Below are 26,973 nucleotides of genomic sequence, written 5' to 3'. Positions count from 1 at the left end.
TTCACCGGTAGTCGCCCGACATGCTCAAGCACGGCAACGCTTTTCGGCCCCACCGTTCGGATAGTTTGCGGCAATACGGCCTGAGTCCGCAGCACGGCCGATAGGTTGGACGGTGTCACCGGCGGGGCGCCGGTCGAGGATTCAAGGAGCGGGAATTGGGCGACTTCGTAGCTGCTATCGACCAAGGAACGACCAGCACCAGGGCGATGGTGTTCGACCACGCCGGACGTGAGGTGGCCCGACACCAACTCGAGCACGAGCAGATCCTGCCTCGGGCGGGGTGGGTGGAGCACAATCCCGTCGAGATCTGGGAGCGCACCGGCTCGGTCCTGCAGACGGCGCTGAACAAGTCCGATCTGTCGGCACAGGACGTGGTGGCTCTCGGCATCACCAACCAGCGCGAGACCGCGCTGGTGTGGAACCGCAAGACCGGCCGGCCCTACTACAACGCCATCGTGTGGCAGGACACCCGCACCGACCGGATCGCCTCGGCGCTGGATCGTGACGGCCGCGGTGACGTCATCCGCCAGAAGGCCGGTCTGCCGCCGGCCACGTACTTCTCCGGCGGCAAGATCCAGTGGATCCTGGAGAACGTCGACGGGGTGCGTGAGGCCGCCGAACGCGGTGACGCCATCTTCGGCACCTGTGACACCTGGGTGCTGTGGAACCTCACCGGTGGTACCCGCGGCGGGGTGCACATCACCGACGTGACCAATGCCAGCCGCACCATGCTGATGAACCTGGAGACGCTGGACTGGGACGATGAACTGTTGTCGTTCTTCGGGATTCCGCGCCAGATGCTGCCCGCGATCGCGTCGTCGTCGTCCCCGGACGCCTACGGTGTGACGCATCCGGCCGGTCCGCTGGACACCGAGATCCCGCTGACCGGAATCCTGGGTGACCAGCAGGCCGCCATGGTGGGTCAGGTGTGCCTGAGTTCCGGTGAGGCCAAGAACACCTACGGCACCGGCAACTTCCTGCTGCTCAACACCGGTGAGAAGATCGTGCGCTCCGAGCATGGGCTGCTGACCACCGTGTGCTACCGCTTCGGCGACGCCAAACCGGTCTACGCCCTGGAAGGGTCCATCGCGGTGACCGGCTCGGCGGTGCAGTGGCTGCGCGACCAGCTCGGCATCATCAGCGGTGCGGCACAGAGTGAATCGCTGGCGCGCCAGGTCGAGGACAACGGCGGGGTGTATTTCGTGCCCGCGTTCTCCGGGCTGTTCGCCCCCTACTGGCGTTCGGACGCCCGCGGCGCGATCGTCGGGCTCAGCCGCTTCAACACCAACGCCCATCTGGCCCGGGCGACGCTGGAGTCGATCTGTTACCAGTCGCGCGACGTCGTCGACGCGATGGAAGCCGACAGCGGTGTGCATCTGGAGGTACTGAAGGTCGACGGCGGCATCACCGCCAACGAACTGTGCATGCAGATCCAGGCCGACGTGCTCGGCGTCGACGTGGTCAAGCCTGTCGTCGCCGAGACCACCGCGCTGGGCGCGGCGTACGCCGCCGGGCTGGCCGTCGGGTTCTGGAAGGACGAGGAGGAATTGCGCGCCAACTGGCAGGAGGGGCAGCGCTGGTCACCCGACTGGAGCGAGGAGCAGCGCGAGTCCGGGTACGCGGGGTGGCAGAAGGCCGTTCAGCGGACGCTGGACTGGGTGGACGTCGACTGATCGGTCGACGGACCGCGCGGCGCCGGGCCGGCGTCAGCCCGCCAGGGCTGCGACGCCGGCCTCGGCCACGGTGACGTCCTGAGCAGCGCTGCCGGCGCTGACACCGATGGCGCCGACCGTGACGCCGTCGAGTTGGAGCGGGATGCCGCCCCCGAACACCACCAGTCCACCGGAGAGCTGTTCGAGTCCGTACAGTTCGGCACCCGGCTGCACCAGGCCCATCAGGGCGGCGGTGGGCGCGTTCATCAACACCGATGTGGTGGCCTTGCGCGTGGAGATGTCGATGCTGGCCTTGATCGCACCGTCCATGCGGGCGAACGTGACCAGGTGCCCGCCGTCGTCGACGACGGCGATGTTCATCGGCTGACCGATCTCGTCGGCTTTGGCGATGGCGGCCTCCAGGACGGCCTGGGCTTTCGTCAACGGCAACGAGGTCATTGGTGAACCTTTCGAAAGAGCGGTACGGCAACTGTTTTGATTCGGCTCCGATGCTATGGCCTGGAGCGCCGAGACACACCGTGTTCGTGCGGCTTCGGCGTCGCCGGGCCCGCCAACCTAACCGAAAGCCCAGTGCTACGGCCAGTTGCCGGTTGGGACCTGCTCTGTAGCGAGGCTTTCCGCGCCGCCGGCGCCGACACTGGCAGGACACCCACTTCGGAAAGGCTGGCAGTGTCGTACACCGACATCTTCATCTGGGAGCTCCTGGGCACCGGCGTACTCGTGGTGATCGGCAACGGTTCCGTCGCGGCGGTCGTGCTGAAGAACTCGTTCTCGCACGGCGGCGGTGGCGACTGGCTCGTCATCGTATTGGGTTGGGGCTTCGGCGTCTTCACCGGTGCCAGCATCGCCGAGCCGTCAGGCGCGCACATCAACCCCGCGGTGACGTTGGCGGTGGCCATCAACGGCGGTGTCCCCTGGGGCAGTGTGCCGTTCTACATGGGCGGTCAGCTGCTGGGCGGCATCCTCGGCGCGGTTCTGTGCTGGGCGGCGTTCAAGCTGCAGTACGACCACAACGACGACAACTCCGGCACCCGGGCGATCTTCTGCACGGCCCCCGCGATCCGCAGCACCGGGTGGAACCTGGTCACCGAGGTGATCGCGACTTTCGTATTGCTGCTGTGGATCTTCACTACCCCGGCCGTGAACGACACGCTGGGTTACGCCGGGGTCACCTTCGTCATCATGGCCATCGGGTTCGGCCTCGGTGGTCCCACCGGCTACGCCATCAACCCCGCCCGCGACCTCGGTCCCCGCATCGCGTACGCGCTGCTACCGATCAAGGGCAAGGGTGACCCGCTGTGGTCCTACTCCTGGGTGCCCATCGTCGGCCCCTTCATCGGGGCGGCGCTGGCAGCACTGCTGGCCGGCGTGCTCACCTGAGCCGCCGGCGGCGGCGACGAAAGTGCCTGTCAGGCTTGCAGGATGGCGACCGGCTGAACCGACTCGGCGGTCACCCGCCCGGGGATGAATCCGGCCACCGCGCCGATCACCGTCGTCGCGGGCGGGCCGATCCGGGCGAACCGGGCGGCCTGCGCGATCGTGGCCAGCGTGGCGCGCACCTGCCGCTGGCTGGACAGGCATCCGTCGGCGATCACCGCGGCCGGGGTGTCAGGATCGAGTCCGGCCTCGGTGAGCGCGCGGCTGATGGCTTCGAGATTGGCGACGGCCATCATCAACACGATGGTGGTGTTCGCCTGCGCCAGCGCGGCGTAGTCGACGGTGGAGTCGGGGTGCCCCGGCGGCACGTGCCCGGACACCACCGTGAATCCCTGGGTGAGGCCACGATGGGTCACCGGGATCAGCGCAGCGGCGGGCGCGGCGATCGAGGCGCTGACGCCCGGGATCACATCGACCAGGATCCCGGCGCGCAGACAGTGGTCGAGCTCCTCGCCGCCCCGGCCGAAGACGAATCCGTCCCCGCCCTTGAACCGGACGACGGTGCGGCCCGCCGCGGCATGCTCGACGAGCAGCGCGTTGATGGTGCTCTGCTCGGTGCGCCGCCCGCCGGGGATCTTGGAGACGTCGACGATCTCGGCGTTCGGTGCGAGGGTGGCCAGCGCCGCGACCGGTGCCAGCCGGTCGGTGACGATCACGTCCGCGCCGGCCAGCGCGTCGCGCCCGGCGACCGTCAGCAGGCCCGGGTCGCCGGGTCCGCCGCCGACGATGACGACCCGGCCGGGGCCCGCACGGCGGGTGGTGGGGGCGGCCGGCGGTTCGGCGCAGATGCAGAGCCGGTTGAGTTGTTCTGCCCGTCGCGCGATGTCGTGGTCGCCGTCCCGGCTGCCGGTCTGCGCGAACACGATTGTCGCGGAGCCGATGTCGGCGGCCGTCGGCTCGCGCCGGTGCAACGTGAGCAGACCGCGTTCGGCGAGATCGTCGAAGTACGGGGCGGGGGAGGGGCAGACGATGGTCAGCACGGCCCCGGCATCGACCAGCGCCGCTGCGGTCGAGATGGCGCGTGCCGAGGCTCCGGCGAGCAGGACGCGACGTCCGTGCACCGGTAACTCGACGGTGACACCCGCGGTCATCGGTTCGTCCCGACGGCGGCCGAAGTCATCACCGTCCCCCGATCACCCTGCCGCGCAACGCCGTCGACACCAGCGCGGCCCTGCGGTGCACACCGAACTTGCCCATGATGTTGTGCAGGTGGAACTTCACCGTCGCCTCGCTGATGAACAGGTTGCGTGCGATGGTGCGGTTGTCCAGGCCGTCGGTGAGCAGGTGCAGTACCTCGTGCTCCCGACGCGTCAACACCGGTGTGCATGCCTCGTCCGGTGCGGCGACCGGCGCGCGCAGCCGGGTGATCACGGCGTTCGCGCACGACGCGTCCAGCGCGTTGTGCCCGGCGGCCACCCGCATCAGGGTGGCGAGCAACTCGTGGGAGGTCGACCGCCGGTCGATCAGTCCGTCGGCGCCCGCCCGGATCAGATCCAGCGGGTCGGTCTGGGGGTCGTCGGTGTCGATGACGACGACCACCTTCGGCCGCGGATGCAGATCGGCCAGCAGCGTGGGGAGTGTGACGTCGCGGTCGGTGCCGAACACCAGCAGGTCCGGTCGCAGGCTCTGCAGTCGGCCCACCAGTTCGGCCCCGGGGCGCATGTTGCCGACGAGCAGGACGCTGTCGGTGCGCGACATCATGTGCACCAGGCCGTGCCGGAGCAGTTCGTCGTCGGTCACCACCGCGGCCCGCATTCGGCGCGGTGACACCAAACCCCTTCGTGCGCTGGGAATTTGCGTGCTTCTGGCTAGGTCGGCGCGCGGCGGGGGCGCGGTGCGCACTGCGTAGTCGCTGGGGGACAAACTCATCGGTGACTCCGTCCGGTCGGTCGGCGGGCCGAATGCTAATGAGGCCTGCGTTGCATCGACGTTGCAATGAGACCCGGGTCCGAGGGCGGCGCTCAGCGTGGCGCGTCGGCGCCGTGCAGCACGCAGTCCCCGCACAGGCCCCCGTGCGGTGCCTGATAGAACAGGCAGCAGCTGCGCCTGCGGAACGCGCCTTGGGCAGTGTCGACGGTCCCGCGCAGCCTCTGCGTGTCGGCCAGCGCGGTGACGAGCTGGCGGCCCGCGCTCACCAGCGACCGGTCTGTCATGCCCAGCACGGTCGCCGCTCCGTTGGCCGACGAGACGACGTTGCCCCACATGACCTGCGGAGACAGCGCGACGTCGGCATGCAGGCGGTCGATCAGCGGCGCCAGGGCGTCGCCGAGCAGCGCGGTGTCGATGGCGCGGGCGGCGGTGAGCGCGTCCCCGGTGTCGCGCCACTCGAGCCCGGTGGCGCCGAACTGCACCGAATGCCCCGCGGTGCGCCAGCGCAGCGAGCGCGCGGTCAACATGGGGACGGCGCGCAGCGCGGCGAACGATCCGAGCGCCGGTGACATCAGTCGGGCCGCGATCGCCATCTGCAGCGAGGAGGCGGCCACCCGCACCGGGACATCGGTGGGTGCGCACCCCGAGAAGCCGGCGATCGCCGCCCGGGTGGCACCCACCCGATCGGCGAGGGCCGCGGTGTCGAGCAGTTCGGCCAGGGGCCGCCAGCCGGAGCCCGTCGCCGTGTCCAGCGCGAAGTATCCGCCGAGGCGGGCAACGCGTTCCGGCACGGCCGGATCGGTGTGGTCGTCCATCGGGCGCACACGCTAGTACCGGCGAAACTGCAACGTCGGTGCAACGTGACCCGAGCCACACTGGTTCGCGGACTTTCCCAAGTCACGACACACCTGGGCGGCCGGTGCCGCCCCGTACCGCTGGAGAAGTGCATGACGGAACCCGACCTCGACCCCGCGGTGGACTACCCGTTGAGCGTGAACCGCAGGGACCTGCTGGTCACGCCCACCGGCAAGCCGCTGGATGCGATCACGATGCCCGCGGTGATGGCCGGCGACGTGGACGCCGCCGATCTGCGGATCAGCCCGGAGACGTTGCGGTTGCAGGCTCAGATCTCGGAGAAGTCCGGCCGCCCCGCGCTGGGCGCGAACCTGCGTCGCGCCGCGGAGATGACCGCGCTGTCCGACGAGCGGGTCCTGCAGATCTACAACGCGCTGCGCCCGAACGCGTCGAGCAGGGCCGAGCTGGAGGCGATCGCCGACGAACTGTCCTCGACCTACCACGCGGAACTGCTCGCCGCGTTGGTGCGCGAAGCCGCGGAGGTCTACGAGCGCCGCGACATTCTGGCCACGAGCGAATAGGAGAGACGGACATGACTGCCTCAGTTGCCCCTCAGGGTTCCCCGCTCGACGGGGTGCGTCACTCGCTGCGCACCGAGGTGCTGGAGAACCGGCCGGTCAACCTCGACGGCTTCGTCGAGGAATGGCCCGAGGTCGGCATGGTCGCAATGGACAGCCCCTTCGACCCCGCGCCCAGCGTGCGGGTGCAGGACGGGGTGATCGTCGAGATGGACGGCGTCGCGCGGGCCGACTTCGACTTCATCGACCAGTTCATCGCCGACCATGCGATCGACATCGAGACCACCGAGGACTCTATGGCGTTGCCGGCCGTCGAGATCGCCCGGATGCTGGTCGACCCGAACACCTCCCGCAGCGACGTCATCGCGGTCACCAAGGGTTTGACCCCGGCGAAGCTGCTCGAGGTCGCCAAGACGATGAACATCGTCGAGATCATGATGGGGATGCAGAAGATGCGCGCCCGTCGTACCCCGGCGAACCAGGCGCACTGCACCAGCGCCCGGGACAACCCGGTGCAGGTGGTGTGTGAGGCGGCCGAAGCCTCGATCCGTGGATTCTCCGAGGTGGAAACGACTTTGGGCGTGGTGCGCTACGCCCCGCTGGTGGCCATGGCGTTACAGATCGGCAGCCAGGTCGGCGAGGGGGTGGCGCTGACCCAGTGCGCCCTCGAAGAGGCCACCGAACTCGAACTCGGCATGCGCGGCATCACCGCCTATGCCGAGACGATCTCGGTGTATGGCACCGAACCGGTGTTCGTCGACGGAGACGACACCCCGTGGTCGAAGGCGTTCCTGGCCGCGGCCTACGCCTCCCGGGGCATCAAGATGAGATTCACCTCGGGCACCGGCTCGGAGGTGCAGATGGGCAACGCCCAGGGCAAGTCGATGCTGTACCTGGAGATCCGCTGCATCCTGGTCACCAAGGGTGCCGGTGTGCAGGGGCTGCAGAACGGCTCGATCTCGTGCATCGGCGTGCCGGGTGCGGTGCCGGCCGGAATCCGCGCGGTGGCTGCCGAGAACATGATCGCCTCGGCGGTCGACCTGGAATGCGCCTCGGGTAACGACCAGTCGTTCTCGCATTCGCCGATGCGCCGAACCGCCCGGTTGATGCCGCAGATGATGCCCGGCACCGACTTCGTCTGCTCCGGATACTCGGCAACACCCAACTACGACAACATGTTCGCCGGCTCCAATGTCGACAGCGACGACTTCGACGACTTCAACACCATTCAGCGCGATCTGCAGATCGACGGGGGTTTGCGCCACGTCAAGGAGGACGACATCCTCGCCGTGCGCACCCGGGCCGCCAAAGCGCTGCAGGCGGTGTTCGACTACCTGGATCTGCCGGTGATCTCCGACGCGGAGATCGACGCGGCGGTGTACGCCAACGGCTCGGCCGACCTGTTGCCCCGCGATGTGCTGGAAGATCTCAAGGGTGCCCAGCAGGTCATGGACCGCGGCATCACCGGCCTGGACCTGGTGAAGGCGCTCGAGTCGACCGGGTTCTCCGATGTCGCCGCCAACCTGCTGGCCGTGCTGCGTCAGCGGGTGTCCGGTGACCTGTTGCAGACCTCGGCGATCATGACCCCCGCGCTGGAGCCGTTGTCGGCGGTCAACGACGCCAACGACTACCAGGGGCCGAGTACCGGCTACCGCCCGTCGGGGGCGCGGTGGGAAGAGATGAAGAAACTGCGACACGTGACCAGCGCGTCGAACCCCGAGATGGAGGTCGAGTGACCGTGGCGAGCACCACCAGCGACGTACAGCGGACGATGAGCTTCAGCGAGATCGGGCCCGCGCAGCGCGGAGCCCGTTCCGACGAGGTGGTTCTCGCCGTCTCGCCGGCCTTCGCGGACTTCTTCACCCAGACCATCGTCAACATCCCGCACGCCGAGGTCATCCGTCAGATCCTGGCGGGAATCGAGGAGCAGGAGGTCGCGGCCCGGGTGATCCGGGTCCGGCACAGCTCCGATCTGGCGGTGGTGGCGCACACGGCGGCCAAGTTGTCCGGTTCGGGCATCGGTATCGGGATCCTGTCTCGCGGCACGTCGATGATCCATCAGCGTGACCTGCCGCGGTTGTCGAGTCTGGAACTGTTCCCGCAGTGTCCGCTGCTCACGCTCGAGACCTACCGCAACATCGGCTCCAACGCCGCCCAGTACGCCAAAGGTGAGTCGCCGCAGCCGGTTCCGACGCTCAACGACCAGATGGCCCGTCCGCGGTGGCAGGCCAAGGCGGCGCTGCTGCACCTGAAGGAGACCGAGCAGATCAGCAAGGGCGCCAAACCGGTCGAGGTGCAGGCCGAGTTCTCCTCGGCGGCCCCGGCGGCGCTGTCCTGACGGTGCACCGGACGGTCGTCGGGGTCGACATCGGCAATTCCACCACGGAAGCCAGTCTCGCCCGCATCGGCCCCGACGGCACGGTCGACTATCTCGGCGGCGCACTGACCCGCACCACCGGGATCAAGGGCACCGTCAAGAACGTCGACGGTGTCGTCAAGGTCGTCACCCGCGCCGCCGAGCACGCCGGGGTCGGGCTCGGTGCCGTCGACGTGGTGTTGCTGAACGAGGCGACACCGGTCATCAGCGGGCTGGCGATGGAGACCATCACCGAAACGATCATCACCGAGTCCACGATGATCGGCCACGATCCGCGGACGCCGGGAGGCCGGGGCCTGGGCGTCGGCACCATCGTCGCCGCCGAGACCCTGTCCGATCAGGCACCGGGCGAACCGGTGATCGTGCTGGTCGCCGGTGGCGTGGACTTCGATGTCACCGCGGCCACCCTCAATGCCGCGATGGCACGCGGAATCGACGTCGTCGCGGCGATACTCGGCAACGACGACGCCGTGCTCGTCGCCAACCGGCTGACGGTGCCGATGCCGATCGTCGACGAGGTGTCGCGGATCGACGCGGTGCCGGTCGGCATGCTGGCCGCCGTCGAGGTGGCCGCGCCCGGGCAGTCGATCCGCACGCTGTCCAACGCCTACGGTCTGGCCACGATCTTCGGCTTGGACGCCGAACAGACCAGGACGGTGTCCCCGGTCGCGCGGGCGTTGACGGGTAACCGGTCGGCGGTCGTGGTGCGCACCCCGTCCGGAGACGTCGAGGACCGTCCCATCCCGGCCGGGTCACTCGAGCTCATCGGGGTCAACCGCACGGTGTGTGTCGACGTCTCCCGTGGTGCGGCAGAGATCATGGCCGAGGTCGAACGGGTCTCTCCGCTGGCCGATGTCGCCGGGGAGTCGGGCACGAACACCGGCGGGATGATCTCCACCGTCCGCCAGAGCATGGCGGACCTCTCCCAGCACGAGCTGCGCGACGTCAAGATCAGGGATCTCCTCGCGATCGACACGCTGGTCCCGCAGGAGGTGCGCGGCGGGGTGGCCGGCGAGGTAGCGCTCGAGAACGCGGTCGCGCTCGCGGCGATGGTGCGGACCCGGGAAAGCGGTATGCAGGCTGTCGCGGCCGTCATCGCCGAGCAGCTCAGCGAGGCCGCGGGCCGGGACATCACCGTGCGGGTCGGGGGGGTGGAGGCCGAGATGGCGGTCCGGGGCGCGCTGACCACGCCCGGCACCGATACGCCGCTGGTGGTGCTCGACATGGGCGGCGGCTCGACCGATGCCGCGGTTCTCGGGACGCGCGGCGATGTGCAGGCGGTGCACCTGGCCGGGGCGGGCGATCTGGTGACCAAACTCATCGACGCCGAACTCGGCCTGGACAACCTGGAACTCGCCGAGGGCGTCAAGAAGTACCCGGCGGCCAAGGCGGAGAGCTTTTTTCACGTCAGGATGGAGAACGGCACCGCGCAGTTCTTCGAGAAGGCTCTCCCCGCCACCGCATTCGCCCGGGTGGTGACGCTGTCGCCCGAAGGTATGTCGCCGATCCCGACGCGGCATTCCCTCGACCGCATCCGGCAGGTGCGCCGTACCGCCAAGGAGCGGGTGTTCGTGGTCAACGCGCTGCGCGCGTTGCGTTCGGTCGCCCCCGGCGGCGATCTGCGCCGGATCGGGTTCGTCGTGCTGCTGGGCGGTTGTGCACTGGACTTCGAGATCCCCGAGCTGATAGCCGACGCGTTGGCGCCCTACGGCATCGTCTGCGGCACCGGCAATGTTCGTGGCAGTGAGGGGCCCCGCAACGCGGTGGCCACCGGCCTGGTGGCGGCCTATGCGTGACGGTGGTCAACCCGAACGGCCGGCAGTCCACGTGCTCAGTGTCGCCGCCGGACCTGTCGAGCGCGAGGTCCTCGCGGGGATCGAGGAGGAGGGGGTGCCGTTCGAGCTCAGCCGACCCGCCACCGACACCGACGCCGACGAACTCGCGCACACCGCGGCGCGGGCGTCGTCGCTCGATGTCGGGGTGGGCATCGACCGGCGCGGCCGGGTGCGCATCAGCCACGAGATGCTCACGGCGCCGATGCCCGAGCTCGCGTGTGACGGCGCCGCGTCCGCCGGCGCCGCGCGACGGGCCGGGCACAACGCGGCACGCATCGTCGTGGGGGTGCCCCTGCGGCTCAGTCCGCCGGCTGCTCGTAGCGCCGCGACGTGAACACCAGGTCCCCGGCGGCGCGAGCGACGACGCGGGTCGTCGACGACCCGATGATGAGCAGGGTGCGCATGTCGACGGCGGCGGGATCCAGCCCGGCGACCGTGGTCGAGGTCAGGCGCTGCTGCTCACCGCCCACGTCATGACCGAGGATGACGGGCCGGTCTGCCGGCAACCGTTGCTGCAGCAGCTCCTTCAAGGCTGCCACCTGCCAGCCGCGGCTGCGCGACCCGGGGTTGTAGACGGCGATCACCAGGTCGGCGTCGAGGGCGCTGTGCAGGCGGCGTTCGATGACCTCCCAGCTCTTGAGCCGGTCGGACAGCGAGATCGTCATGTAGTCGTGGCCCAGCGGCGCGCCCACCGCCGCAGCGACGGCGTTGGCCGCCGTCACCCCCGGCACCACCCGCACCGCCACGTCGTGGAACTGCGGTTCGGCGGCCACCTCGGCCACCGCTGCGGCCATCGCGAAGACGCCGGGATCACCGGAGCTGACCACCGCGACCCGCGCGCCGCGGCGGGCGAGATCCAGGGCCATGCAGGCGCGCTCGGATTCGACCTGGTTGTCGCTGGGGTGCATGCGTTGGCCGGGACGCGGACAGATCCGCCCCAGGTAGGTCTTGTAGCCCACCAGATCGGTGGCCCGCGACAGCTCGGTCCGCACCTCGGGGGTGGTCCACCGGTCGGCGCCGGGGCCGAGTCCGACGACGACGACCTCGCCGGCCTGGGCCGGATCGCCGACCGACGGGTTGTTCAGCGGCCCGGGCACCACCACCATCGAGAAGTACGGCACCGACGCCGGGTCGACCTCGTCGACCGGTGCGACCTTCTGGGCACCGGTGGACGCGCGCTCGACGTACCATGCGCGATCGGCGACACCGGCCGCGTCGAGGGCCTCGCGGACCTTCGCGAAGTTGCGCCCCAGCTTCATGATCGCCGCGGCGTCACAGTCCCGCAGGCGGCGCACCAGTTCGGCGGTCGGCAGCGTGCCGGGCAACACGGTCAGCGTCTCCTCGCCCTCGACCAGCGGAGTCCCCACCGCCATCGCCGACGCGGACACCGAGGTCACACCGGGAATGATCTCGGTGTCGAACCGTCCGGCGAGCCGCTTGTGCATGTGCATGTAGGAGCTGTAGAACAGCGGGTCTCCCTCGGCCAGCAGCGCGACGTCACGGCCGGCGCTCAGATGGGCCGCCAGCACGTCGCTGGCCGCGGTGTAGAACTCCGCCAGCGCACCCCGGTAGCCGCCGGGATGGTCGGTGGTCTCGGTGGTGACCGGGTAGACGAGCCGCTCGTGGATCTGCCCGTCGCGCAGGTACGGCTGAGCCACCGACAGCGCGATGCTGCGGCCGTGCCGGGCGCAGTGGAACGCGACCACGTCGGCCCGCTCGATTGCGCGTGCCGCCTTGAACGTGACCAGCTCGCTGTCGCCGGGGCCGAGGCCCACCGCCCAGAGTTTCCCCGGCGCCCGCTCATCACTGCCCATGCGTTGACGTTAACCCGGCCTGCCCGCGCCGGACAGGCTGAGTCCCGCCTTCCCGACGAACGTCTAGGCCCGCCTCCGGACCGGGCAAGAGAGATCTGGTTCACAGGAAGTTCGGCTAACGTTTCATTAGACAGGTCATTAGGACAGATCACGGGAAGGAGGCGGCTGCTCCCCGCCGTCGGCTGGCAGCGTGCCGCATAACCGGATGGCCCACAGGCAGGTGCAGGAGCTGCACGAACTCGTCGTGGCCGGCCAGGTCGACCCGACCGAGCTCGGTGACATGGCGCTTCGCGAGATCGTCGCCGACAGCTGGCGCCGAAGCATCAGCAGAGGGGTCGATCCCGATCGTCAGGGCCCTCAGTCGGCAGACGACAACGAACTCGAGCGTCTGCGCCGCGCGCACCCGTTGACCACGGCGATGCCGCTGATCCGCCGTCTGCTGGTCGACGACGCCGCCGAGGCCGGGCACATGGTCGGCGTGGCCGACGCCTCCGGGACGCTGCTGTGGGTGGAGGGCAACCGCCGGGCGTGCCGCAAGGGCGAGGCGATGAACTTCCTTCCCGGCGCGGACTGGAGTGAACGCAGCGCAGGCACGAATGCTCCCGGGACGGCGTTGGTGGTGGACCGCGAGGTGCAGATCAGGCGGTGGGAGCATTTCTCCCGCGTGGCCCAGCCGTGGAGTTGCACGGCCGCTCCTGTGCGTGACCCGACCACCGGAGAGCTGTTGGGCGTGATCGACCTGACCGGCCACGCGGACGCGGCCGCACCCCAGACCCTGGCGTTGCTGCGGGCCACCGCGCTCGCCGTCGGCAAGTACGTCGCGTTGCAGCGGCTGACGCAGACCGCCGCCGAGGCGGGGCCCGGCTCCTGCAGCGCGCGGTTGACCGTGTTGACGGCCCGCCGCCCCACGTGGACGGTCTGTCGCGGCGCAGGTGCCGGGCAGTCGGTCAACCTGGCCCCGCGCCACGCCGACATCCTGGTGTTGTTGATGCAGCACCCCGAGGGGCTCAGTGCCGACCATCTGGCGGTGTTGCTCGACGACAACGACCTCGACGCGGTCTCGGTGCGCGCCGAGATGTCGCGGCTGCGCCGCGCGATCGGGGCCCGATTCCTGGGCTCGAAGCCCTACCGGCTGCTCGAACCGGTGACCAGCGACCTCGACGGTGTGCTCGACGCGCTGGCGACCGGGGACATCTCGCGGGCGCTGGACCTGTGCTCCGGCCCGCTGCTGCCGAATTCAGGTTCGCCGGGAATCGCCCGGCTGCGCGTCGAGGTGTGTGCCGCGCTGCGGTTGGCGGTCATCGAGGCCAATGACGACGCTCTGCTCGCGCGCTGGCACCGCACCGGCCACGGCAGCTGAGGCCTGGCCCAGCGCGTAGACGCCGAAGCCGAGAAGGCAGAGCCCACAGATCGATTCGAGGACTGCACGGTTGTGTGGGCGGCTCAGGCGTCGCCGGGCCAATCCGGACATCACAGAAACGCCGGTGAGGAAGACCATCCCGACGGCGGCGTGGATCAGTCCCAGCAGCGCGCCCAGCCAGACGGTGACGGGCCGGCCGAAGAACAACGCCGGCATGACCGAGAGGTAGAAGACGCCGATCTTCGGGTTGAGGACGTTGGTGGTCAGGCCCGTCAGGAAGTGGGTGACCGCCGCCCTGCGGTGCGGTGGGTGCGGCGGCGCAAGGTCGATGTCGACCGCCTCACGCCACGAAGCGCGGGCGGCCGCGAAGCTGCGGATCGCGAGGTGACACAGATAGATCCCGCCTGCCGCGGCAATCAGTCCGGAGGCCAGCGGGTTCCGGCCCAGGATCATCGCGACGCCCAGCCCCGCCAACGCGCCCCACAGCACCGGCCCGCACACCACCCCTGTCGCGGTGACGATGCCGGCGCGGGTGCCGTCGCGCAGGCTGGCGTTGAGCACGAGCACGGTGTCGGCCCCGGGCATGAGCACGACGACGACGGCGATCCCGGCGAACGCCGCAACGGCGCGATCCACCCGTCACTCCGTGTCGGCGGTGTCGACCAGCCGGATCACGGTCTGTCGCCCGGTCGCCACGTGGGTGCGGCTTCCGGCGTTGACGGCGAAGGCCTCGAGTCGGCACACGGTCAGGGTCCGACCGCTCTTGAGCACGGTCGCTTCGGCGACCAGGACGTCGCCGATCGCCGGGGCCAGCAGGTTGACGGTGAAATCGACGGTCAGCACCGAGTCCCGCGGCGAATAGGTGGACATCCCGGCGTAACCGCCGGCGGTGTCGACCAGGGCACTGGTGGCACCGGCGTGGAAATAGCCGTGTTGCTGGGTCAATTCGGCGCGATAGGGCAGGTGCAGGGCGCAGAAGCCGCGACGCAGCTCGGCGATGGTCGCGCCGAGGTGTGTCATGAGCCCCTGGCGGGAGAAGCTGTCGGTGATGTGCCGGGTGATGTCGGCGTCGAGGTCGCCGGACTTCGCCATGGGCGGTCCTTTCGCTGGTCGAGGTGCTACAGGGTCGGTGGGAGCCGGTGGTGCGCGGCCGCACCGGCGAGCGGGAGCAGCGACTCCCACGTGTCGCGCAGGATGCCGACGCCGCGCCGGATGCGGTCGGGGTCGCCGGTGAACGGCACTCTGATGAATCGTTCGTGCGCTCCGTCGGTGCCGAACTTGGAGCCCGCGGTGATCCGGACCCCGCGACGTTGCGCGGCCTGTGCCAGCGCCGAACTGATCGGGGCTCCCAGCCCCACCCACAGCGAGAGCCCGCCGCGGACGACGGGGATGTCCCAGTCGGGCAGCTGGGTGCGCAACAGTTCGGTGAGCAGGTCGCGTCGATCGCGCAGCAGCGCGCGCCGGTGGGTCAGGAAGTCGTCGTAGTTTGCGAGCACGTCGGCGGCGACCGTCTGGTCGAGTACCGATGTGCCGAGGTCACCGGCGGGACGGGCGCCGACCATCCGGCTGAGCAGAACAGGGTCGGCGCGGACCCAGCCGATGCGCAGCCCACCCCAGATGGTCTTGCTCAACGACCCGACGCTGACCACGGTGCCGGCCGAGTGCCGGCCGGCCAGACAGGCGAACGATGGTGGCGCGCTCGGCCTGTCGATGTCGAGGTCGGCGGTGGTCTCGTCGACGAGCAGCAGCGTCCCGCTCCGGCGTGCCGCATCGAGGACCCGCTCGCGGACCGCTTCGGGCATCGTTGCACCGGTCGGGTTGTGAAAGTCCGGAATCAGGTACGCGAGCTGCGGTCGCACGCGCGTGACGACGCTGGCGAGATGCTCGCCGTCCCAACCGAGATTCGACACCGGCGTGCTCGCCAGGCGGCCGCCGGCGGTGAGAACGGCCTCGTAGGCATGGGGGTAGGTCGGTGCTTCGACGACGACGTTGTCCCGGTGCCGCAGCACTGTTCGGCACACCAACGCGATGGCGTGCTGGGCGCCGACGGTGATCATGATCTGTTCGGCGGTTGTCGGGGCACCCAGCGCGCAGTAGCGCTCCGCGATCTGTTCCCGGAGGTGCCGTTCCCCCACGAGATCGAAACCCGGGTGCGCCAGGATGGTCGTCGCGGCTTCACCGGCGCGGCGTAAGACGTCGCTCAGTCCGGGGACCGGCGGGGGAACGGCGCGCGCGAAGTCGACCTCGGTTCCCGACGTCGCGGTGGGGGAGGTGGGCAGCACGGCGACGCTGCCGGAACCCCGCACGCTGATGAGATGTCCGCTGTCCCGCAGGGCGCGGTAGGCGGCGACCACGGTGGTGCGGCTGCGTCCGAGGGCGTCGGCCAGTTCCCGCTCGGCGGGTAACCGGGTGTAGGTGGCGATGCGGCCGTCGTCGAGCAGGAGGGCGATGCGCGCGGCCAGCGCGCTGTACACCGCATCGCCGACCTCCCACTCACCCAACAGCGCGACCAGTTGCCTGGCTCCGATGTGTGCCCGGGCGAGAGACCGCGTCATCGCCGGGCAGGTCCCAGATCGAGCAGCCAGCCTCTCCGGTCCGGGATCGTGCCGTGCTGGATGCCGGTGAGCTGCGCCCTGAGTTCCCTTGCCATGGAGGCGCTTCCGCTTGCGCGGGTGGCGATCACCGTGTCTTCGGTGACGAGTTCGGCGATCGGTGTGATCACCGCGGCAGTGCCCGCGGCGAACACCTCGGTGAGCTCACCCGTGGCGGCCGTCGCTTTCCACTCCGCGATGCTGATCGGCCGCTCCTCGACCCGATGGCCGCGATCGCGAGCCAGTTCGATCACGCTGTCGCGGGTCACCCCGGCCAGGATGGCCCCGTTCAACGGCGGCGTGACCAAGGTTCCGTCGGCGAAGACGAAGAAGATGTTCATGCTGCCGGCTTCCTCGACCCAGGTACGCGTGGCGGCGTCGGTGAACAGCACCTGCTGGCAACCGTGTGCCTTGGCCTCGGTCTGGGCCACCAGCGCGGCGGCGTAGTTACCGCCACACTTGGCTGCGCCCGTGCCGCCCGCGCCGGCGCGGGAATGACTCGGCGACAACCACAATGAAATCCCGGACTCGGCGTCGTCGAAGTACGAGCCGGCGGGGCTGGCGATCACCCCGTACGTCGCGTGCCGGGCCGGTCGCACACCGAGGAGAGCCTCCGTGCCGATGACGAACGGCCGCACGTACAGGCTGTCTCCGGGCCGGTCGGGCACCCACGCGGCGTCGACGAGGGCCAGCTGGCGGATCGATTCGACGAACAACCCGGTGGGCACGGCCGGCAAGGCCAACCGTGCCGCCGAGGCGGCGAACCGCCGGGCATTCATGTCGGGCCGGAACAGGCGCAGGTGACCGTCGCGGTGGCGGTACAACTTCAAACCCTCGAAGATCTCCTGCCCGTACTGCAGCGCCGTCGCGGCCGGATCCATCGGCAACGGCCCGTAGGGCACCACGCGCCGGTCGTGCCAGCCGTTTCGCTCGCTGAAGTCGACGAGCACCATGTGATCGGTGAAGTGCGCGCCGAAGCCCGGGGCGGCCAGCACCGCCGCCCGGTCTCGCTCGGAGCGGGCGGCCGGATTGAGAGTCACGCGGAAACCACCGTGGGCAACGGTGTCGGGCGCGTGCAGCGTCTGCTGGGTCACGCTCGTCTCCTCCTCAGGATCGGTCGGACTGCCCAGTCAACGTGATCCAATCGCCGCTGTCAGCGGCCAATTCGGCGAAAGTGGACTGGTCCACCGCTGCGGGATTGGCGCTGCCCGGAGGTCGGGCGGGCGTGCAGAATGCCGCGCATGGCCATCGAACGACCCGAACGCCGGTTCTGGCGGGTCTACGAACCCGTGCACGCCGTCTGCTACTTCGACCCGGCATTCGCCGCGGCCATGGTCGAGGCGGGGCTCACCGGCGGCTGGAACGGCTACTTCGCCGGTCGCGCCTTTCCGCTCGGCGCTCCGCCTGCGCAGGTGGTGACCGCGCTGTTCTACGGGTTTGCACCGGCGATGGTGGCCCGTGCCGTCCCCAAGATCTGGAACCGGATCACCCCCGCCGGTGTGCGTGAGGCGCGCTTCGCGGCCGCCGACGCGGTGGTGGGGGTTCACGCGGCGGCCGGGTCCACCGACGACCTCCGCCGGGTCACCGCCAACGTGGAACGGGTGGTCGACTCGCTGGCGGTCGACGGCCGAGCGCTGGCCGGCGCGTGGCAGTCGGTGGCGCGTCCGGCGTCGTGGTGTGCGCGCCTGTGGTTGGCGGTGACGGCGCTGCGGGAGCACCGCGGCGACGGGCATGTGGTCGCCGCGACCGCGTGTGGCTTGACCGGTCTGCAGGCATCGATCACCCATGTCGCCACCGGAGCGCTGGATCGCGATGTGCTGCAACGTAACCGGGGTTGGACAGACGAGCAGTGGGCGGAAGCGATCGAGGAGCTGCGGGAGCGCGGGGTGCTCAGCGCCGACAGCGCGCTCACCGGCGCAGGCGTGGCGTTACGCGAGAACGTGGAGCGGCTCACCGATGACCTGGCGACCGGCCCGTGGCGCGCGCTCGACGACGCCGAATGGACCATGCGCACCCTCGGCCGGCTCGCCACTGTCCTCGTCGATCGCGGCGTGGTGCCCGTGCCAAATCCGATGGGGGTTCCCCGGCCCGCCTGACCGAACGCCTCAGCTCTGGGCGGCTACCAGGGAATGCAACGTGATGTCCGGGTTGTCGCGCTGGAAACCCTGGAGCCGCCACGGAGTGGAGAACAGCACCAGCATCACCCCGTCGGAGCGGGTCAGCACCTCCGCCGACACCTGCTTGTTCATGAACTCGGCGTCCTCGGGGTCGACGATGCGGGCCACCTGGTAGGGCAACGGTTCCAGCGCGATCGGGGCGCTGAGTTCGGTGGCCATCCGGTGGGTGGCCACCTCGAACTGCATCGGGCCGACGGCCGCGAGCACGGGAGCCTGGTCGCCGCGCAGGTCGGATCGCAGCACCTGCACCACGCCCTCCTGCTCGAGTTGTTCGATGCCCCGGCGGAACTGCTTGTGCTTGCTCGGGTCGGTGCCGCGGGCGACTGCGAAATGCTCGGGGGAGAAGCTCGGGATCGGTGGAAACTCCACGGGCACATCCCGATACAACGTGTCGCCCGGACGCAGCGCGGCGGCATTGGCCAGGCCGATCACGTCGCCGGGCCACGCGGTGTCGAGCGTCGAGCGCTGCTGGCCGAACACCGACTGCGCGTACTTCGTCACGAACGGTTTGCCGGTGGCCGCATGGGTGAGGACCTCACCGCGTTCGAAGGTGCCCGAACACACGCGCGCGTAGGCGATCCGGTCTCGGTGCGCGGAGTCCATTCCCGCCTGGACCTTGAACACGAACGCACTGAACGGCGACGCGACGGCGCGCCGATTGCCGTCGACGTCCACCGCGCCGGCGGGCGCCGGGGCGAGCTCGACGAGGACATCGAGGAGCTGGTTGACCCCGAAGTTCAGTGCCGCGGAGGTGAACAGCACCGGTGAGGCTGCGCCGCTGCGGAACTGGTCCTCGTCGAAGTCGGACCCGTCTGCGGAGAGCAGCTCGGACTCCTCGACAGCGGTATCCCAGTCCACTCCCGCGGCGGCGTGGGCGTCGGAGGCGGCGATGTGTTCCTCCGGTGCCGCGGTGGCGCCGCCCGCGGTGCGGGTGAAGCGGATGAACATCCCGGACCGGCGGTCCAGCACGCCGCGGAAGTCCCCGGCGATGCCCACCGGCCACGTCAGCGGGGTGGTCCGCAGCCCGATGCGCTCGTGGATCTCGTCCATCAACTCCAGGGCGTGTCGGCCCGGCCGGTCCCATTTGTTGATGACGGTGATGATCGGGATGCCCCGGTGCTTGCAGACCTGGAACAGCTTCAACGTCTGTGGTTCGAGCCCCTTGGCGGCGTCGATGAGCATCACCGCGCAGTCCACCGCGGTCAGCACCCGGTAGGTGTCCTCGGAGAAGTCGGCGTGGCCGGGCGTGTCCAGCAGGTTGATGACACAGTCCCGGTACGGGAACTGCAGCGCCGTCGAGGTGATCGAGATGCCTCGGGCCTTCTCCATCTCCATCCAGTCCGACACGGTCGAGCGGCGACCCGCCTTGCCGTGGATGGCGCCGGCCTCGGTGATCACCCGCGCATGCAGGGCCAGGGCCTCGGTGAGCGTCGATTTACCGGCGTCGGGATGGCTGATCACGGCGAAGGTGCGGCGGCGCTGCGCTTCGGCGGCGATGCGAGCGGTGGCGCGGTCACCGCCGCCGGTGGTGGTCGGCGAGGCGGCGTCGAGGGCAGAGTCGGTCATGTCAGAGGAAATGGTATGGCCGATTCGGCGTCGATCCGTAATCGAGCCGCGGGCCGCGCCCGGGAGCGCGTTTTGACCTGCGCAGACACCCCCGGGTAGGCTGCCACGTTGGCGTGTGCTGGCCTTGCGGCCACAGGTCGCCTCGGGTCCCCGCCGGTCGCCGAGGTCGTGCTGACGTGCACGCCGGACCGGCACCTGGGATCACCCCGGGATCCACCCGAGTAAGAGGAAGAGGTACGCGCTGTGCCTACGTACACGCCGAAGGCGGGTGACACCACGCGTTCGTGGTACGTCATCGACGCCACCGACGTGAGGCTCGGCCGGCTCGCCGTAGCAGCTGCCAATCTGCTGCGCGGCAAGCACAAGCCGACGTTCACGCCCAACGTCGACGGCGGTGACTTCGTCATCGTCATCAACGCCGACAAGATCTCCGTCAGCGGTAACAAGCCGCAGCGGACGTTCCACTACCGCCACTCGGGTTATCCCGGTGGTCTGCGCCGCCGCTCGGTCGCCGAGATGCTGGAACGGCATCCCGACCGCCTCGTCGAGAAGGCGATCGTCGGCATGCTGCCGAAGACCAAGCTCGGCCGCCAGATCCAGAAGAAGCTGCGCGTGTACACCGGATCGGAGCATCCGCACACCGCTCAGCAGCCGATTCCGTACGACGTCAAGCAGGTGTCCCAGTGACTGAATCCGACTTCACCGAAACCGCCGCGGTGCCCGAGCCGATCGAGACCGCAGAGGCCGTCGAGGCCGTCGAGGTCCCTGAGGGCGCCGAGACCCCCGTGGCTGTCGAGGACGCGGTGTTCGCCGACGACCAAGATGCCCACGTCGCGGCCGATCCGTTGCTGTTCGACCGTCCGATCCAGACTGTCGGCCGCCGCAAGGAGGCCGTGGTGCGGGTGCGCCTGGTGCCCGGCACCGGACAGTTCCACCTCGACGGGCGCACGTTGGAGAACTACTTCCCCAACAAGGTGCACCAGCAGCTCATCAAGGCTCCGCTGGTGACCGTCGACCGCCTCGAGCAGTTCGACATCTACGCCCACCTCGACGGTGGCGGCCCCTCCGGGCAGGCCGGCGCGCTGCGGTTGGCGATCGCCCGTGCGCTGATCCTGGTCCAGCCCGAGGACCGTCCGGCGCTCAAGCGGGCCGGGTTCCTGACCCGTGATCCGCGCGCCATCGAGCGCAAGAAGTACGGCCTCAAGAAGGCGCGCAAGGCGCCTCAGTACAGCAAGCGCTGATCTCAGCACGGCATGGCGCCCGGTTCGTTCGCATCGCGAGCGGCCGGGCGTCAGTCGTCTGTACGGGTTTGCACAGCGAACTCGCAGCGGCAGTTCTGGTAACGCGCTATTGCGGTGTGAACTGTGTTGATGCCGGTTCAGCTACCTAGTCACCCTCACCGACGGGTCGTTTGCGGGACCGGACCGACGCCATCTGGCCGAGCGCAGCTTGAATTCCCCGGCCGGGTTCGGACAGCCTCGATTGCGGAGCGCGGCAACGACAGTCCGCGGCTCCGCGACTGAGAAGGAGTGAATTGATGAGCTTCGTGAAGAACGCCGCAGCGGGTGCCGTCCTCGGAGGGTCGGTGCTGTTCACCGCGGGACTCGGCGTAGCGAATGCGCAGCCCGTCGAGACGACCCCGGACGGTCTTGTGAACATCGCCGTCGGCGACACGACGATCCTGCAGGGCGTGCCCACCGACGCGGCCGCCGCCACGGCGGGGGCCCTCTGTGCCAGCGCCCCCGAGGACGTCAACGCGCTCGCCGAGCAGGTCGATGCCGACGGCACCGACCAGACCGTGTGTGCGGGCCTGCCGGGTGGCGATCTGATGCTCACCCAGAACGTGAGCGCAGAAATGGAGCAGCCTGAGGCCGGCGCTGCGGACGACGCTGGTCAAGAGGCTGGGTAAGTAGCAGCCGACTCACCGCCCACACCCGCACCGGGTGTGGGCGGTGAGCTCTGTTCGGGGCTCGGCGTGGGAGAATCACGCGGTTGTATCGATCCGGCGACGGCACGGACCGGCCTGTCGCCGGTTGGCTTCCTCGCGGGCGGCTGTGAGAGGTTGGCACGATGGCTCGACTGTTCGGCACCGACGGAGTGCGCGGCGTCGCCAACCAGGACCTGACCGCTGAGCTCGCGGTAGCGCTGGGGGCGGCCGCGGCCCGGCGGCTCATCAGAACCGGCGCGACCCGCAGGCGGGTCGCGGTCGTCGGTCGGGACCCGCGCGCCAGCGGGGAGATGCTGGAAGCTGCGGTGATCGCCGGGCTGACCAGCGAAGGAGTGGATGCGCTGCGGGTCGGCGTGCTGCCCACCCCCGCCGTGGCGTATCTGACCAGCGCCTACGACGCCGACTTCGGCGTGATGATCTCCGCGTCGCACAACCCGATGCCCGACAACGGCATCAAGATCTTCGGCCCCGGCGGCCTCAAGCTGGACGACGCGACCGAGGATCGCATCGAGGAGCTGGTCCGTCAGGGCCCGGGCAACCGCCCGACCGGCGCGGGAATCGGGCGAATCGTCGACGCCGAGGACGCGTTGGAGCGTTATCTGCGCCACGTCGGCAAGGCCGCCACCACCCGGCTCGACGGATTGACCGTGGTGGTCGACTGCGCGCACGGTGCCGCGTCGACGGCCGCGCCGGACGCCTATCGGGCGGCCGGCGCCACCGTGGTGCCGATTCACGCCGAGCCGGACGGGTTGAACATCAACGACGGGTGCGGCTCGACGCACATGGAGACGTTGCGCGCGGCCGTGGTCAGCCACGGTGCCGATCTGGGCCTGGCCCATGACGGTGACGCCGACCGCTGCCTGGCCGTGGCCGCGGACGGCACGGTGATCGACGGTGACGCGATCATGGTGGTGCTGGCCCTGGCCATGCAGGAGGCCGGCGAGCTGGCCTCCGACACGCTGGTGGCGACCGTGATGAGCAACCTGGGTCTGCACCTGGCGATGCGCGCGGCCGGTGTGCAGGTCCGCACCACCGGTGTCGGCGACCGCTATGTGCTCGAGGAACTCCGTGCCGGTGAGTTCTCGCTCGGCGGCGAGCAGTCCGGCCACATCGTGCTGCCGGCGTTCGGCACCACCGGCGACGGCATCGTCACCGGGTTGCGGCTGATGGCCCGGATGGCCCAGACCCGCCGAAGCCTGGCCGCGCTGGCCGAACCGATGCAGACGCTGCCTCAGGTGCTGATCAACGTCGAGGTCACAGACAAGGCAGCGGTGGCCCGAGCGCCGTCGGTGCAAGAAGCGGTCGCCCGGGCGGAGGCCGAGCTCGGCGACACCGGACGGATCCTGCTGCGCCCCTCGGGCACCGAACAGATGGTGCGCGTGATGGTCGAGGCGGCGGATGAGGACACCGCCAGACAATTGGCGGCGCGCGTGGCCGAGTCGGTCAGCGCCCAGAACTGAGGGAACCGATCGCGGCTCGCCCGCGTCTGATCTCGTATGGGATCGGCTGGGGCGACGCGGGTGGACACCGCAGGACTGCGCGCGATGGCGCGCGAATACGACACGGCATCGGCGATCATCGACGCGGCGGTGCGTAACCAATTGGGAAGTCTACGTTTCGGCGCCGCGCTTTCGGGCCGTGCCTACGCCGCGCACGGCGGCGAGCTGGCCACGGCCCTCGCCGAGCTGTCGACGGCGATGCGTCTGTGGTCGCGCGCCGCAGCCGAGATCGCTGTGGCATTGCAGAACTCGGCGATCCGGTACGGGGCGGCCGCTGACCGGTCGGCCGACCAGATCGCCGCACATGGCTGAGATGTGTGACGTCACAGCGCGATTGGCCGACGGCATGCCAGCGGTACTGACGGTGCAACAGTATGTCGCCGCCAGCGCGCAGGTGGGGTACCGGCACCCCGACCTGACCGTGCACGCGGGCCAGTTGCAGGACTGGTACCGCAACGAGGACGGCATGGACCTCGAAGCGCTGCTCCACGATTGCGGTGTGCTCGAGGCGGCCGCATCCGCCGCGGACGAGGCCGTCCAGGTGCAGGACCGGCAACGCGCCGCGCTGCCGGACCTGTGGCAGGGAGTCGGCGCGGCCACGTCCGCGGAGTTCCTGCGCCGTCACAGTGACGCATCGGCCACGCTGGCGGCCGCCCTGCATACGGCTCGCGAGGCGATGGAGGCGCTGCGGGAACAACTCTGGGAAGCCGTCGACGACAAGGTCGGCGCGGTCATCGAGATCGAGGGCAGAGCCGCCACGACGCGGACCGACTGGTCGGCGGCCGCTGCGACCGTCACGTCCGGTGTGGGTGACCGGTCCACGGCCGGCGAGCTTGTCGACCACGCGGTGAAACCGTTTGTGGACAGCGTGATTCGCACCGACTGGCTCGCAGCGATGCGGACCGCGATGTCGTCGGTCACCACCGCCTACCGGCAGGCGACGGGCGACATCGCGGGAGCGCGGCTTGCCGATTTCGCGATTCCCGGTGATCTCGGCCCCGTGTGGAGCGCCCCGACACCGCCGAGCGGTGACTGGCCCGATGAGGAGCCACGGTCGGTGGCATCGATGCCGGCTCCGGCTCCGGCTCCGGCGCCGGTTGTCGGTTCGGCCGGCGGCGTCACCGCTCCCGCGGTACCTGCTCCGGCCACGGTGCCCGCCGCGTGGCCGGCACCCGCTCCGGCCGATATGTCTCCTGCGCCCGCGGAAGCGGCTCCGCCTGCCATGCCGTCACTGGGTTCGGCGGGCCCGGCGCTGCCCGGGCTCGGCGGGGGCGGCGGTCTGTCCGGGTTGGGTCAGCCGTTCGCCGACGCGCTGACCGGACTGTTGGGCGGCGGCGGTGGCCTGCCCGACCCGCCACCGCTCGACGTGCCCGAATTGGACGACCCTGTCGACACCGTGGAGCTCGAGGACGACGCCCACGAGGACGACGAGGACGACGAGGACCCCGAGGGCGACGCCGGTGAGGACCCCGCGGAGGACCTCGACGAGAACCCCGAGGGCGAGCCCGAGGAGGAGCCGGGGGAGGGTGCCGCCGGTGAACCGATGCCCGCACCGACACCGCCGCCTCCGCCGCCCCCGCCGGCCGAGCCGCTGCCGCCGGTGGCGGAGACCGAGGTCGACGAGCGCACTCCGTGCGAGATCGCTGCCGACGAACTACCGCAGGTCGGCGAAGCGCAACCTAGCGAGCCAGGTGGCGGCTGATCACCAGCCGCTGAATCTGGTTGGTGCCCTCGAAGATCTGCATGATCTTGGCCTCGCGCATGTACCGCTCCACCCGGTAGTCGCGGGTGTAGCCGGCTCCGCCGAACACCTGCACGGCATCGGTGGTCACCTTCATCGCCGCGTCCGTCGCGATGAGCTTGGCGACCGACGCCTGGCGCGAGTACGGCATCCCGGCGTCGCGGCGGCGGGCCGCGTCGAGATAGGTGGCCCGTGCGGCGTCGACTGCGGCGGCCATGTCGGCGAGCAGGAATCCCAGCCCCTGATGGTCGATGATCTTGCGGCCGAACGTCGTTCGCTGCTGACTGTAGGAGACTGCCTCGTCGAGGGCGGCCTGCGCCAGCCCGACGGCCACCGCGGCGATACCGAGGCGCCCGGAATCCAGTGCACTGAAGGCGATCTGCAGACCCTGCCCCTCGGTCCCGATGCGCCGGTCAGCTGGCACGAATGCGTCGTCGTAGTGTGCGGCCGTGGTGGGCACCGCATGCAGCCCCATCTTCTCTTCGGGTCTGCCGAACGTGAGGCCGGCGGTGTCGCGGGGCACGAGGAAACACGAGATGCCCTGCGAACCCTCCGCGGTGCGGGCGAACAGGTTGTAGAAGTCCGCGATCCCGCCGTGGGTGATCCACGCCTTGGCGCCGGTGATCCGGTAGCCGTCGCCGTCGGCGGCGGCTCGGCAGCTCAGGGCGGCGGCGTCCGACCCGGCCTGTGGTTCGGAGAGGCTGTAGGCGCCGATCGTGGCACCGCCCAGCATGTCCGGTAGCCAACGCTGCCGCTGTTCGTCGGTGCCGAAGGACATCAGCGGATGACACGAGAGGCTGTGCACACTGACCGCGACGGCCACGGCCGCCCAGCGGGCGGCAAGTTCTTCGAGTACCTGCAGGTAGACCTCGTAGGGCTGCCCGCCGCCACCCCACCGCTCGGGGTAGGGCAGGCTCAGCAGCCCGGCTTCGCCGAGCGTGGCGAACACGCCTTCGGGATAGGTCTCGTGCTTCTCGTGATGGTCGACGATCGGCGCGAGGGTCTTGTCGGCGATCTGTCGCGCGAGCTCGACCACGTCGCGGGCCTCGTCGGTCGGCAGCAGCCGGTCTACAGCCATACCGCGAACAGTACTACAGGACGTTCTGCAGTACTATTGAGCGGGTGACCAGGCCAGCGTTCGCCACCCGGCGGCGGACCGAATTGTTCGACGCGCTGGTCGCGCTGTTGCTGGCCGAGGGTTTCGCGCATCTGACCCTCGACGACATGGCCGCACGGCTGCGCTGTTCGAAGTCCACGCTCTACACGCTCGCGGCGAGCAAGGAGCAGCTCGTCCAGGCGGCGACGGTGCACTTCTTCCGCTCGGCGACCGAGTTCGTCGAGGACCGGGTGGCGGCCACCACCGGTGCGCGGGACCGGATCGCCGCCTATCTGTCCGCGGTCGGGGCGGCACTGGACCCCGCCTCCGAGCAGTTCATGACCGACCTCGACGGCTTCGCTCCGGCTCGGGCGGTCTACGAGCAGAACACCGGCATCGCCGCCCGCCGGGTGCAGGAACTGATCGCCGAAGGCGTCGCGGCCGGCGACTTCCGTGACGTGCATGCCGCGTTCGCCGCCGATCTGGTTGCCGCGGCGATGGTGCGCATCCAACAGCGCGTGGTGCGGCGCACCACCGGGCTCGACGATGCCGATGCCTACCGCGAGCTCGCCGCGATAGTCACCGCGGGCATCCGAGCCTGATGGGCAGGGTATTCC

General features: G+C 69.9%; 26 protein-coding genes and 1 pseudogene. 16 read left to right on the top strand and 11 right to left on the bottom strand.

Features of this window, described 5'->3' with window-relative positions; genetic code table 11:
- Positions 1 to 155 precede the first annotated feature (155 nt).
- A complete protein-coding gene (gene glpK / locus J3476_RS05885) occupies positions 156 to 1,673 on the top strand; it encodes a glycerol kinase GlpK (RefSeq protein ID WP_207065571.1) in 1,518 nt (505 codons plus the stop codon).
- A gap of 33 nt (positions 1,674 to 1,706) precedes the next feature.
- On the opposite strand, the gene J3476_RS05880 is transcribed toward glpK, so the two are convergent.
- Positions 1,707 to 2,111, bottom strand: a complete 405-nt coding sequence (locus J3476_RS05880) for a heme-binding protein (protein WP_207065570.1) — start codon at positions 2,109 to 2,111, stop codon at positions 1,707 to 1,709.
- A 231-nt stretch (positions 2,112 to 2,342) separates the two neighbouring features.
- On the opposite strand from J3476_RS05880, the gene J3476_RS05875 reads away from it, so the two are divergent.
- Positions 2,343 to 3,053 (top strand): MIP/aquaporin family protein, encoded by a 711-nt coding sequence (locus J3476_RS05875; RefSeq protein ID WP_207065569.1) that lies wholly within the window; start codon positions 2,343 to 2,345, stop codon positions 3,051 to 3,053.
- A 29-nt stretch (positions 3,054 to 3,082) separates the two neighbouring features.
- On the opposite strand, the gene cobA is transcribed toward J3476_RS05875, so the two are convergent.
- The 3 genes from cobA to J3476_RS05860 form a co-directional block, all read right to left on the bottom strand.
- Positions 3,083 to 4,201, bottom strand: coding sequence for a uroporphyrinogen-III C-methyltransferase (gene cobA, locus J3476_RS05870; RefSeq protein WP_207065568.1), 1,119 nt, complete (start codon positions 4,199 to 4,201; stop codon positions 3,083 to 3,085).
- Between the two features lie 28 nt (positions 4,202 to 4,229).
- Complete coding sequence (locus J3476_RS05865; protein ID WP_207065567.1) at positions 4,230 to 4,880, bottom strand: response regulator transcription factor; 651 nt, start codon at positions 4,878 to 4,880, stop codon at positions 4,230 to 4,232.
- Positions 4,881 to 5,071: 191 nt separating this feature from the next.
- Positions 5,072 to 5,794 (bottom strand): (2Fe-2S)-binding protein, encoded by a 723-nt coding sequence (locus J3476_RS05860; RefSeq protein WP_207065566.1) that lies wholly within the window; start codon positions 5,792 to 5,794, stop codon positions 5,072 to 5,074.
- A gap of 132 nt (positions 5,795 to 5,926) precedes the next feature.
- Between J3476_RS05860 and J3476_RS05855 the strand changes: the two genes are divergently transcribed.
- From J3476_RS05855 to J3476_RS05835, 5 genes are read left to right on the top strand one after another with little or no spacing between them, the layout of a single operon-like run.
- Positions 5,927 to 6,355 carry a diol dehydratase small subunit gene (locus J3476_RS05855; RefSeq protein WP_207065565.1) on the top strand — a complete coding sequence of 143 codons (429 nt, stop codon included), beginning with the start codon at positions 5,927 to 5,929 and terminating at the stop codon, positions 6,353 to 6,355.
- Positions 6,356 to 6,366: 11 nt separating this feature from the next.
- Complete coding sequence (locus tag J3476_RS05850; RefSeq protein WP_207065564.1) at positions 6,367 to 8,088, top strand: propanediol/glycerol family dehydratase large subunit; 1,722 nt, start codon at positions 6,367 to 6,369, stop codon at positions 8,086 to 8,088.
- On the top strand, positions 8,085 to 8,690 hold the full coding sequence (locus J3476_RS05845) for a propanediol/glycerol family dehydratase medium subunit (protein WP_207065563.1): 606 nt from the start codon (positions 8,085 to 8,087) through the stop codon (positions 8,688 to 8,690). The genes J3476_RS05850 and J3476_RS05845 overlap by 4 nt, the downstream gene beginning before the upstream one ends.
- Before the next feature lie 2 nt (positions 8,691 to 8,692).
- Positions 8,693 to 10,525 carry a diol dehydratase reactivase subunit alpha gene (locus J3476_RS05840; RefSeq protein WP_207065562.1) on the top strand — a complete coding sequence of 611 codons (1,833 nt, stop codon included), beginning with the start codon at positions 8,693 to 8,695 and terminating at the stop codon, positions 10,523 to 10,525.
- Entirely contained in the window at positions 10,518 to 10,898 is a 381-nt protein-coding gene (locus J3476_RS05835; RefSeq protein WP_207065561.1) for a glycerol dehydratase reactivase beta/small subunit family protein, read from the top strand. Before J3476_RS05840 ends, J3476_RS05835 begins: the two co-directional genes overlap by 8 nt.
- Here the strand turns inward: J3476_RS05835 and J3476_RS05830 are convergent.
- Complete coding sequence (locus J3476_RS05830) at positions 10,864 to 12,378, bottom strand: precorrin-2 C(20)-methyltransferase (RefSeq protein ID WP_207065560.1); 1,515 nt, start codon at positions 12,376 to 12,378, stop codon at positions 10,864 to 10,866. The two genes, J3476_RS05835 and J3476_RS05830, sit on opposite strands and share 35 nt — an antisense overlap.
- A 205-nt stretch (positions 12,379 to 12,583) precedes the next feature.
- Here J3476_RS05830 and J3476_RS05825 point away from each other — a divergent pair, with 205 nt between their 5' ends.
- Positions 12,584 to 13,738 (top strand): GAF domain-containing protein, encoded by a 1,155-nt coding sequence (locus J3476_RS05825; RefSeq protein WP_207065559.1) that lies wholly within the window; start codon positions 12,584 to 12,586, stop codon positions 13,736 to 13,738.
- 21 nt (positions 13,739 to 13,759) lie between these two features.
- Here the strand turns inward: J3476_RS05825 and J3476_RS27835 are convergent.
- From J3476_RS27835 to J3476_RS05810, 4 genes and pseudogenes are all read right to left on the bottom strand, one after another.
- A pseudogene (locus tag J3476_RS27835) lies at positions 13,760 to 14,323 on the bottom strand (LysE family translocator); the annotation flags it as partial.
- Positions 14,324 to 14,377: 54 nt separating this feature from the next.
- Positions 14,378 to 14,830, bottom strand: a complete 453-nt coding sequence (locus J3476_RS05820; protein WP_207065558.1) for a PaaI family thioesterase — start codon at positions 14,828 to 14,830, stop codon at positions 14,378 to 14,380.
- Between the two features lie 26 nt (positions 14,831 to 14,856).
- The gene (locus J3476_RS05815) at positions 14,857 to 16,293 is read right to left on the bottom strand and encodes a PLP-dependent aminotransferase family protein (RefSeq protein ID WP_207065557.1); all 1,437 of its coding nucleotides are present in this window, start codon (positions 16,291 to 16,293) and stop codon (positions 14,857 to 14,859) included.
- Positions 16,290 to 17,423, bottom strand: coding sequence for a branched-chain amino acid aminotransferase (locus tag J3476_RS05810; protein ID WP_373889031.1), 1,134 nt, complete (start codon positions 17,421 to 17,423; stop codon positions 16,290 to 16,292). Before J3476_RS05810 ends, J3476_RS05815 begins: the two co-directional genes overlap by 4 nt.
- A 147-nt stretch (positions 17,424 to 17,570) precedes the next feature.
- Here J3476_RS05810 and J3476_RS05805 point away from each other — a divergent pair, with 147 nt between their 5' ends.
- Positions 17,571 to 18,425 (top strand): hypothetical protein, encoded by an 855-nt coding sequence (locus J3476_RS05805; protein WP_207065556.1) that lies wholly within the window; start codon positions 17,571 to 17,573, stop codon positions 18,423 to 18,425.
- 9 nt (positions 18,426 to 18,434) lie between these two features.
- Here J3476_RS05805 and J3476_RS05800 read toward each other — a convergent pair whose 3' ends face one another.
- On the bottom strand, positions 18,435 to 20,072 hold the full coding sequence (locus J3476_RS05800; RefSeq protein ID WP_207065555.1) for a peptide chain release factor 3: 1,638 nt from the start codon (positions 20,070 to 20,072) through the stop codon (positions 18,435 to 18,437).
- A gap of 243 nt (positions 20,073 to 20,315) precedes the next feature.
- Between J3476_RS05800 and rplM the strand changes: the two genes are divergently transcribed.
- The 6 genes from rplM to J3476_RS05770 all read left to right on the top strand — a co-directional run bounded on the left by rplM (position 20,316) and on the right by J3476_RS05770 (position 25,221).
- On the top strand, positions 20,316 to 20,759 hold the full coding sequence (rplM, locus tag J3476_RS05795) for a 50S ribosomal protein L13 (protein ID WP_152515811.1): 444 nt from the start codon (positions 20,316 to 20,318) through the stop codon (positions 20,757 to 20,759).
- 116 nt (positions 20,760 to 20,875) lie between these two features.
- On the top strand, positions 20,876 to 21,313 hold the full coding sequence (gene rpsI / locus J3476_RS05790; protein ID WP_207065632.1) for a 30S ribosomal protein S9: 438 nt from the start codon (positions 20,876 to 20,878) through the stop codon (positions 21,311 to 21,313).
- 296 nt (positions 21,314 to 21,609) lie between these two features.
- Entirely contained in the window at positions 21,610 to 21,981 is a 372-nt protein-coding gene (locus J3476_RS05785) for a hypothetical protein (protein WP_207065554.1), read from the top strand.
- 161 nt (positions 21,982 to 22,142) lie between these two features.
- Positions 22,143 to 23,480 (top strand): phosphoglucosamine mutase, encoded by a 1,338-nt coding sequence (glmM, locus tag J3476_RS05780; RefSeq protein WP_207065553.1) that lies wholly within the window; start codon positions 22,143 to 22,145, stop codon positions 23,478 to 23,480.
- A 36-nt stretch (positions 23,481 to 23,516) separates the two neighbouring features.
- A complete protein-coding gene (locus tag J3476_RS05775) occupies positions 23,517 to 23,831 on the top strand; it encodes a type VII secretion target (RefSeq protein WP_207065552.1) in 315 nt (104 codons plus the stop codon).
- Positions 23,824 to 25,221 carry a hypothetical protein gene (locus tag J3476_RS05770; protein WP_207065551.1) on the top strand — a complete coding sequence of 466 codons (1,398 nt, stop codon included), beginning with the start codon at positions 23,824 to 23,826 and terminating at the stop codon, positions 25,219 to 25,221. Before J3476_RS05775 ends, J3476_RS05770 begins: the two co-directional genes overlap by 8 nt.
- Here J3476_RS05770 and J3476_RS05765 read toward each other — a convergent pair.
- Complete coding sequence (locus J3476_RS05765; RefSeq protein ID WP_207065550.1) at positions 25,199 to 26,338, bottom strand: acyl-CoA dehydrogenase family protein; 1,140 nt, start codon at positions 26,336 to 26,338, stop codon at positions 25,199 to 25,201. The genes J3476_RS05770 and J3476_RS05765 overlap by 23 nt on opposite strands.
- Before the next feature lie 35 nt (positions 26,339 to 26,373).
- On the opposite strand from J3476_RS05765, the gene J3476_RS05760 reads away from it, so the two are divergent.
- Positions 26,374 to 26,958 (top strand): TetR/AcrR family transcriptional regulator, encoded by a 585-nt coding sequence (locus J3476_RS05760; protein WP_207065631.1) that lies wholly within the window; start codon positions 26,374 to 26,376, stop codon positions 26,956 to 26,958.
- The last annotated feature ends 15 nt before the right edge of the window (positions 26,959 to 26,973 follow it).

The sequence above is a fragment of the Mycobacterium sp. PO1 genome (genome assembly GCF_017312405.1).
In the GTDB taxonomy this organism is placed as follows: Bacteria; Actinomycetota; Actinomycetes; order Mycobacteriales; family Mycobacteriaceae; genus Mycobacterium.
This window is presented reverse-complemented; position numbering and strand designations above follow the sequence as displayed.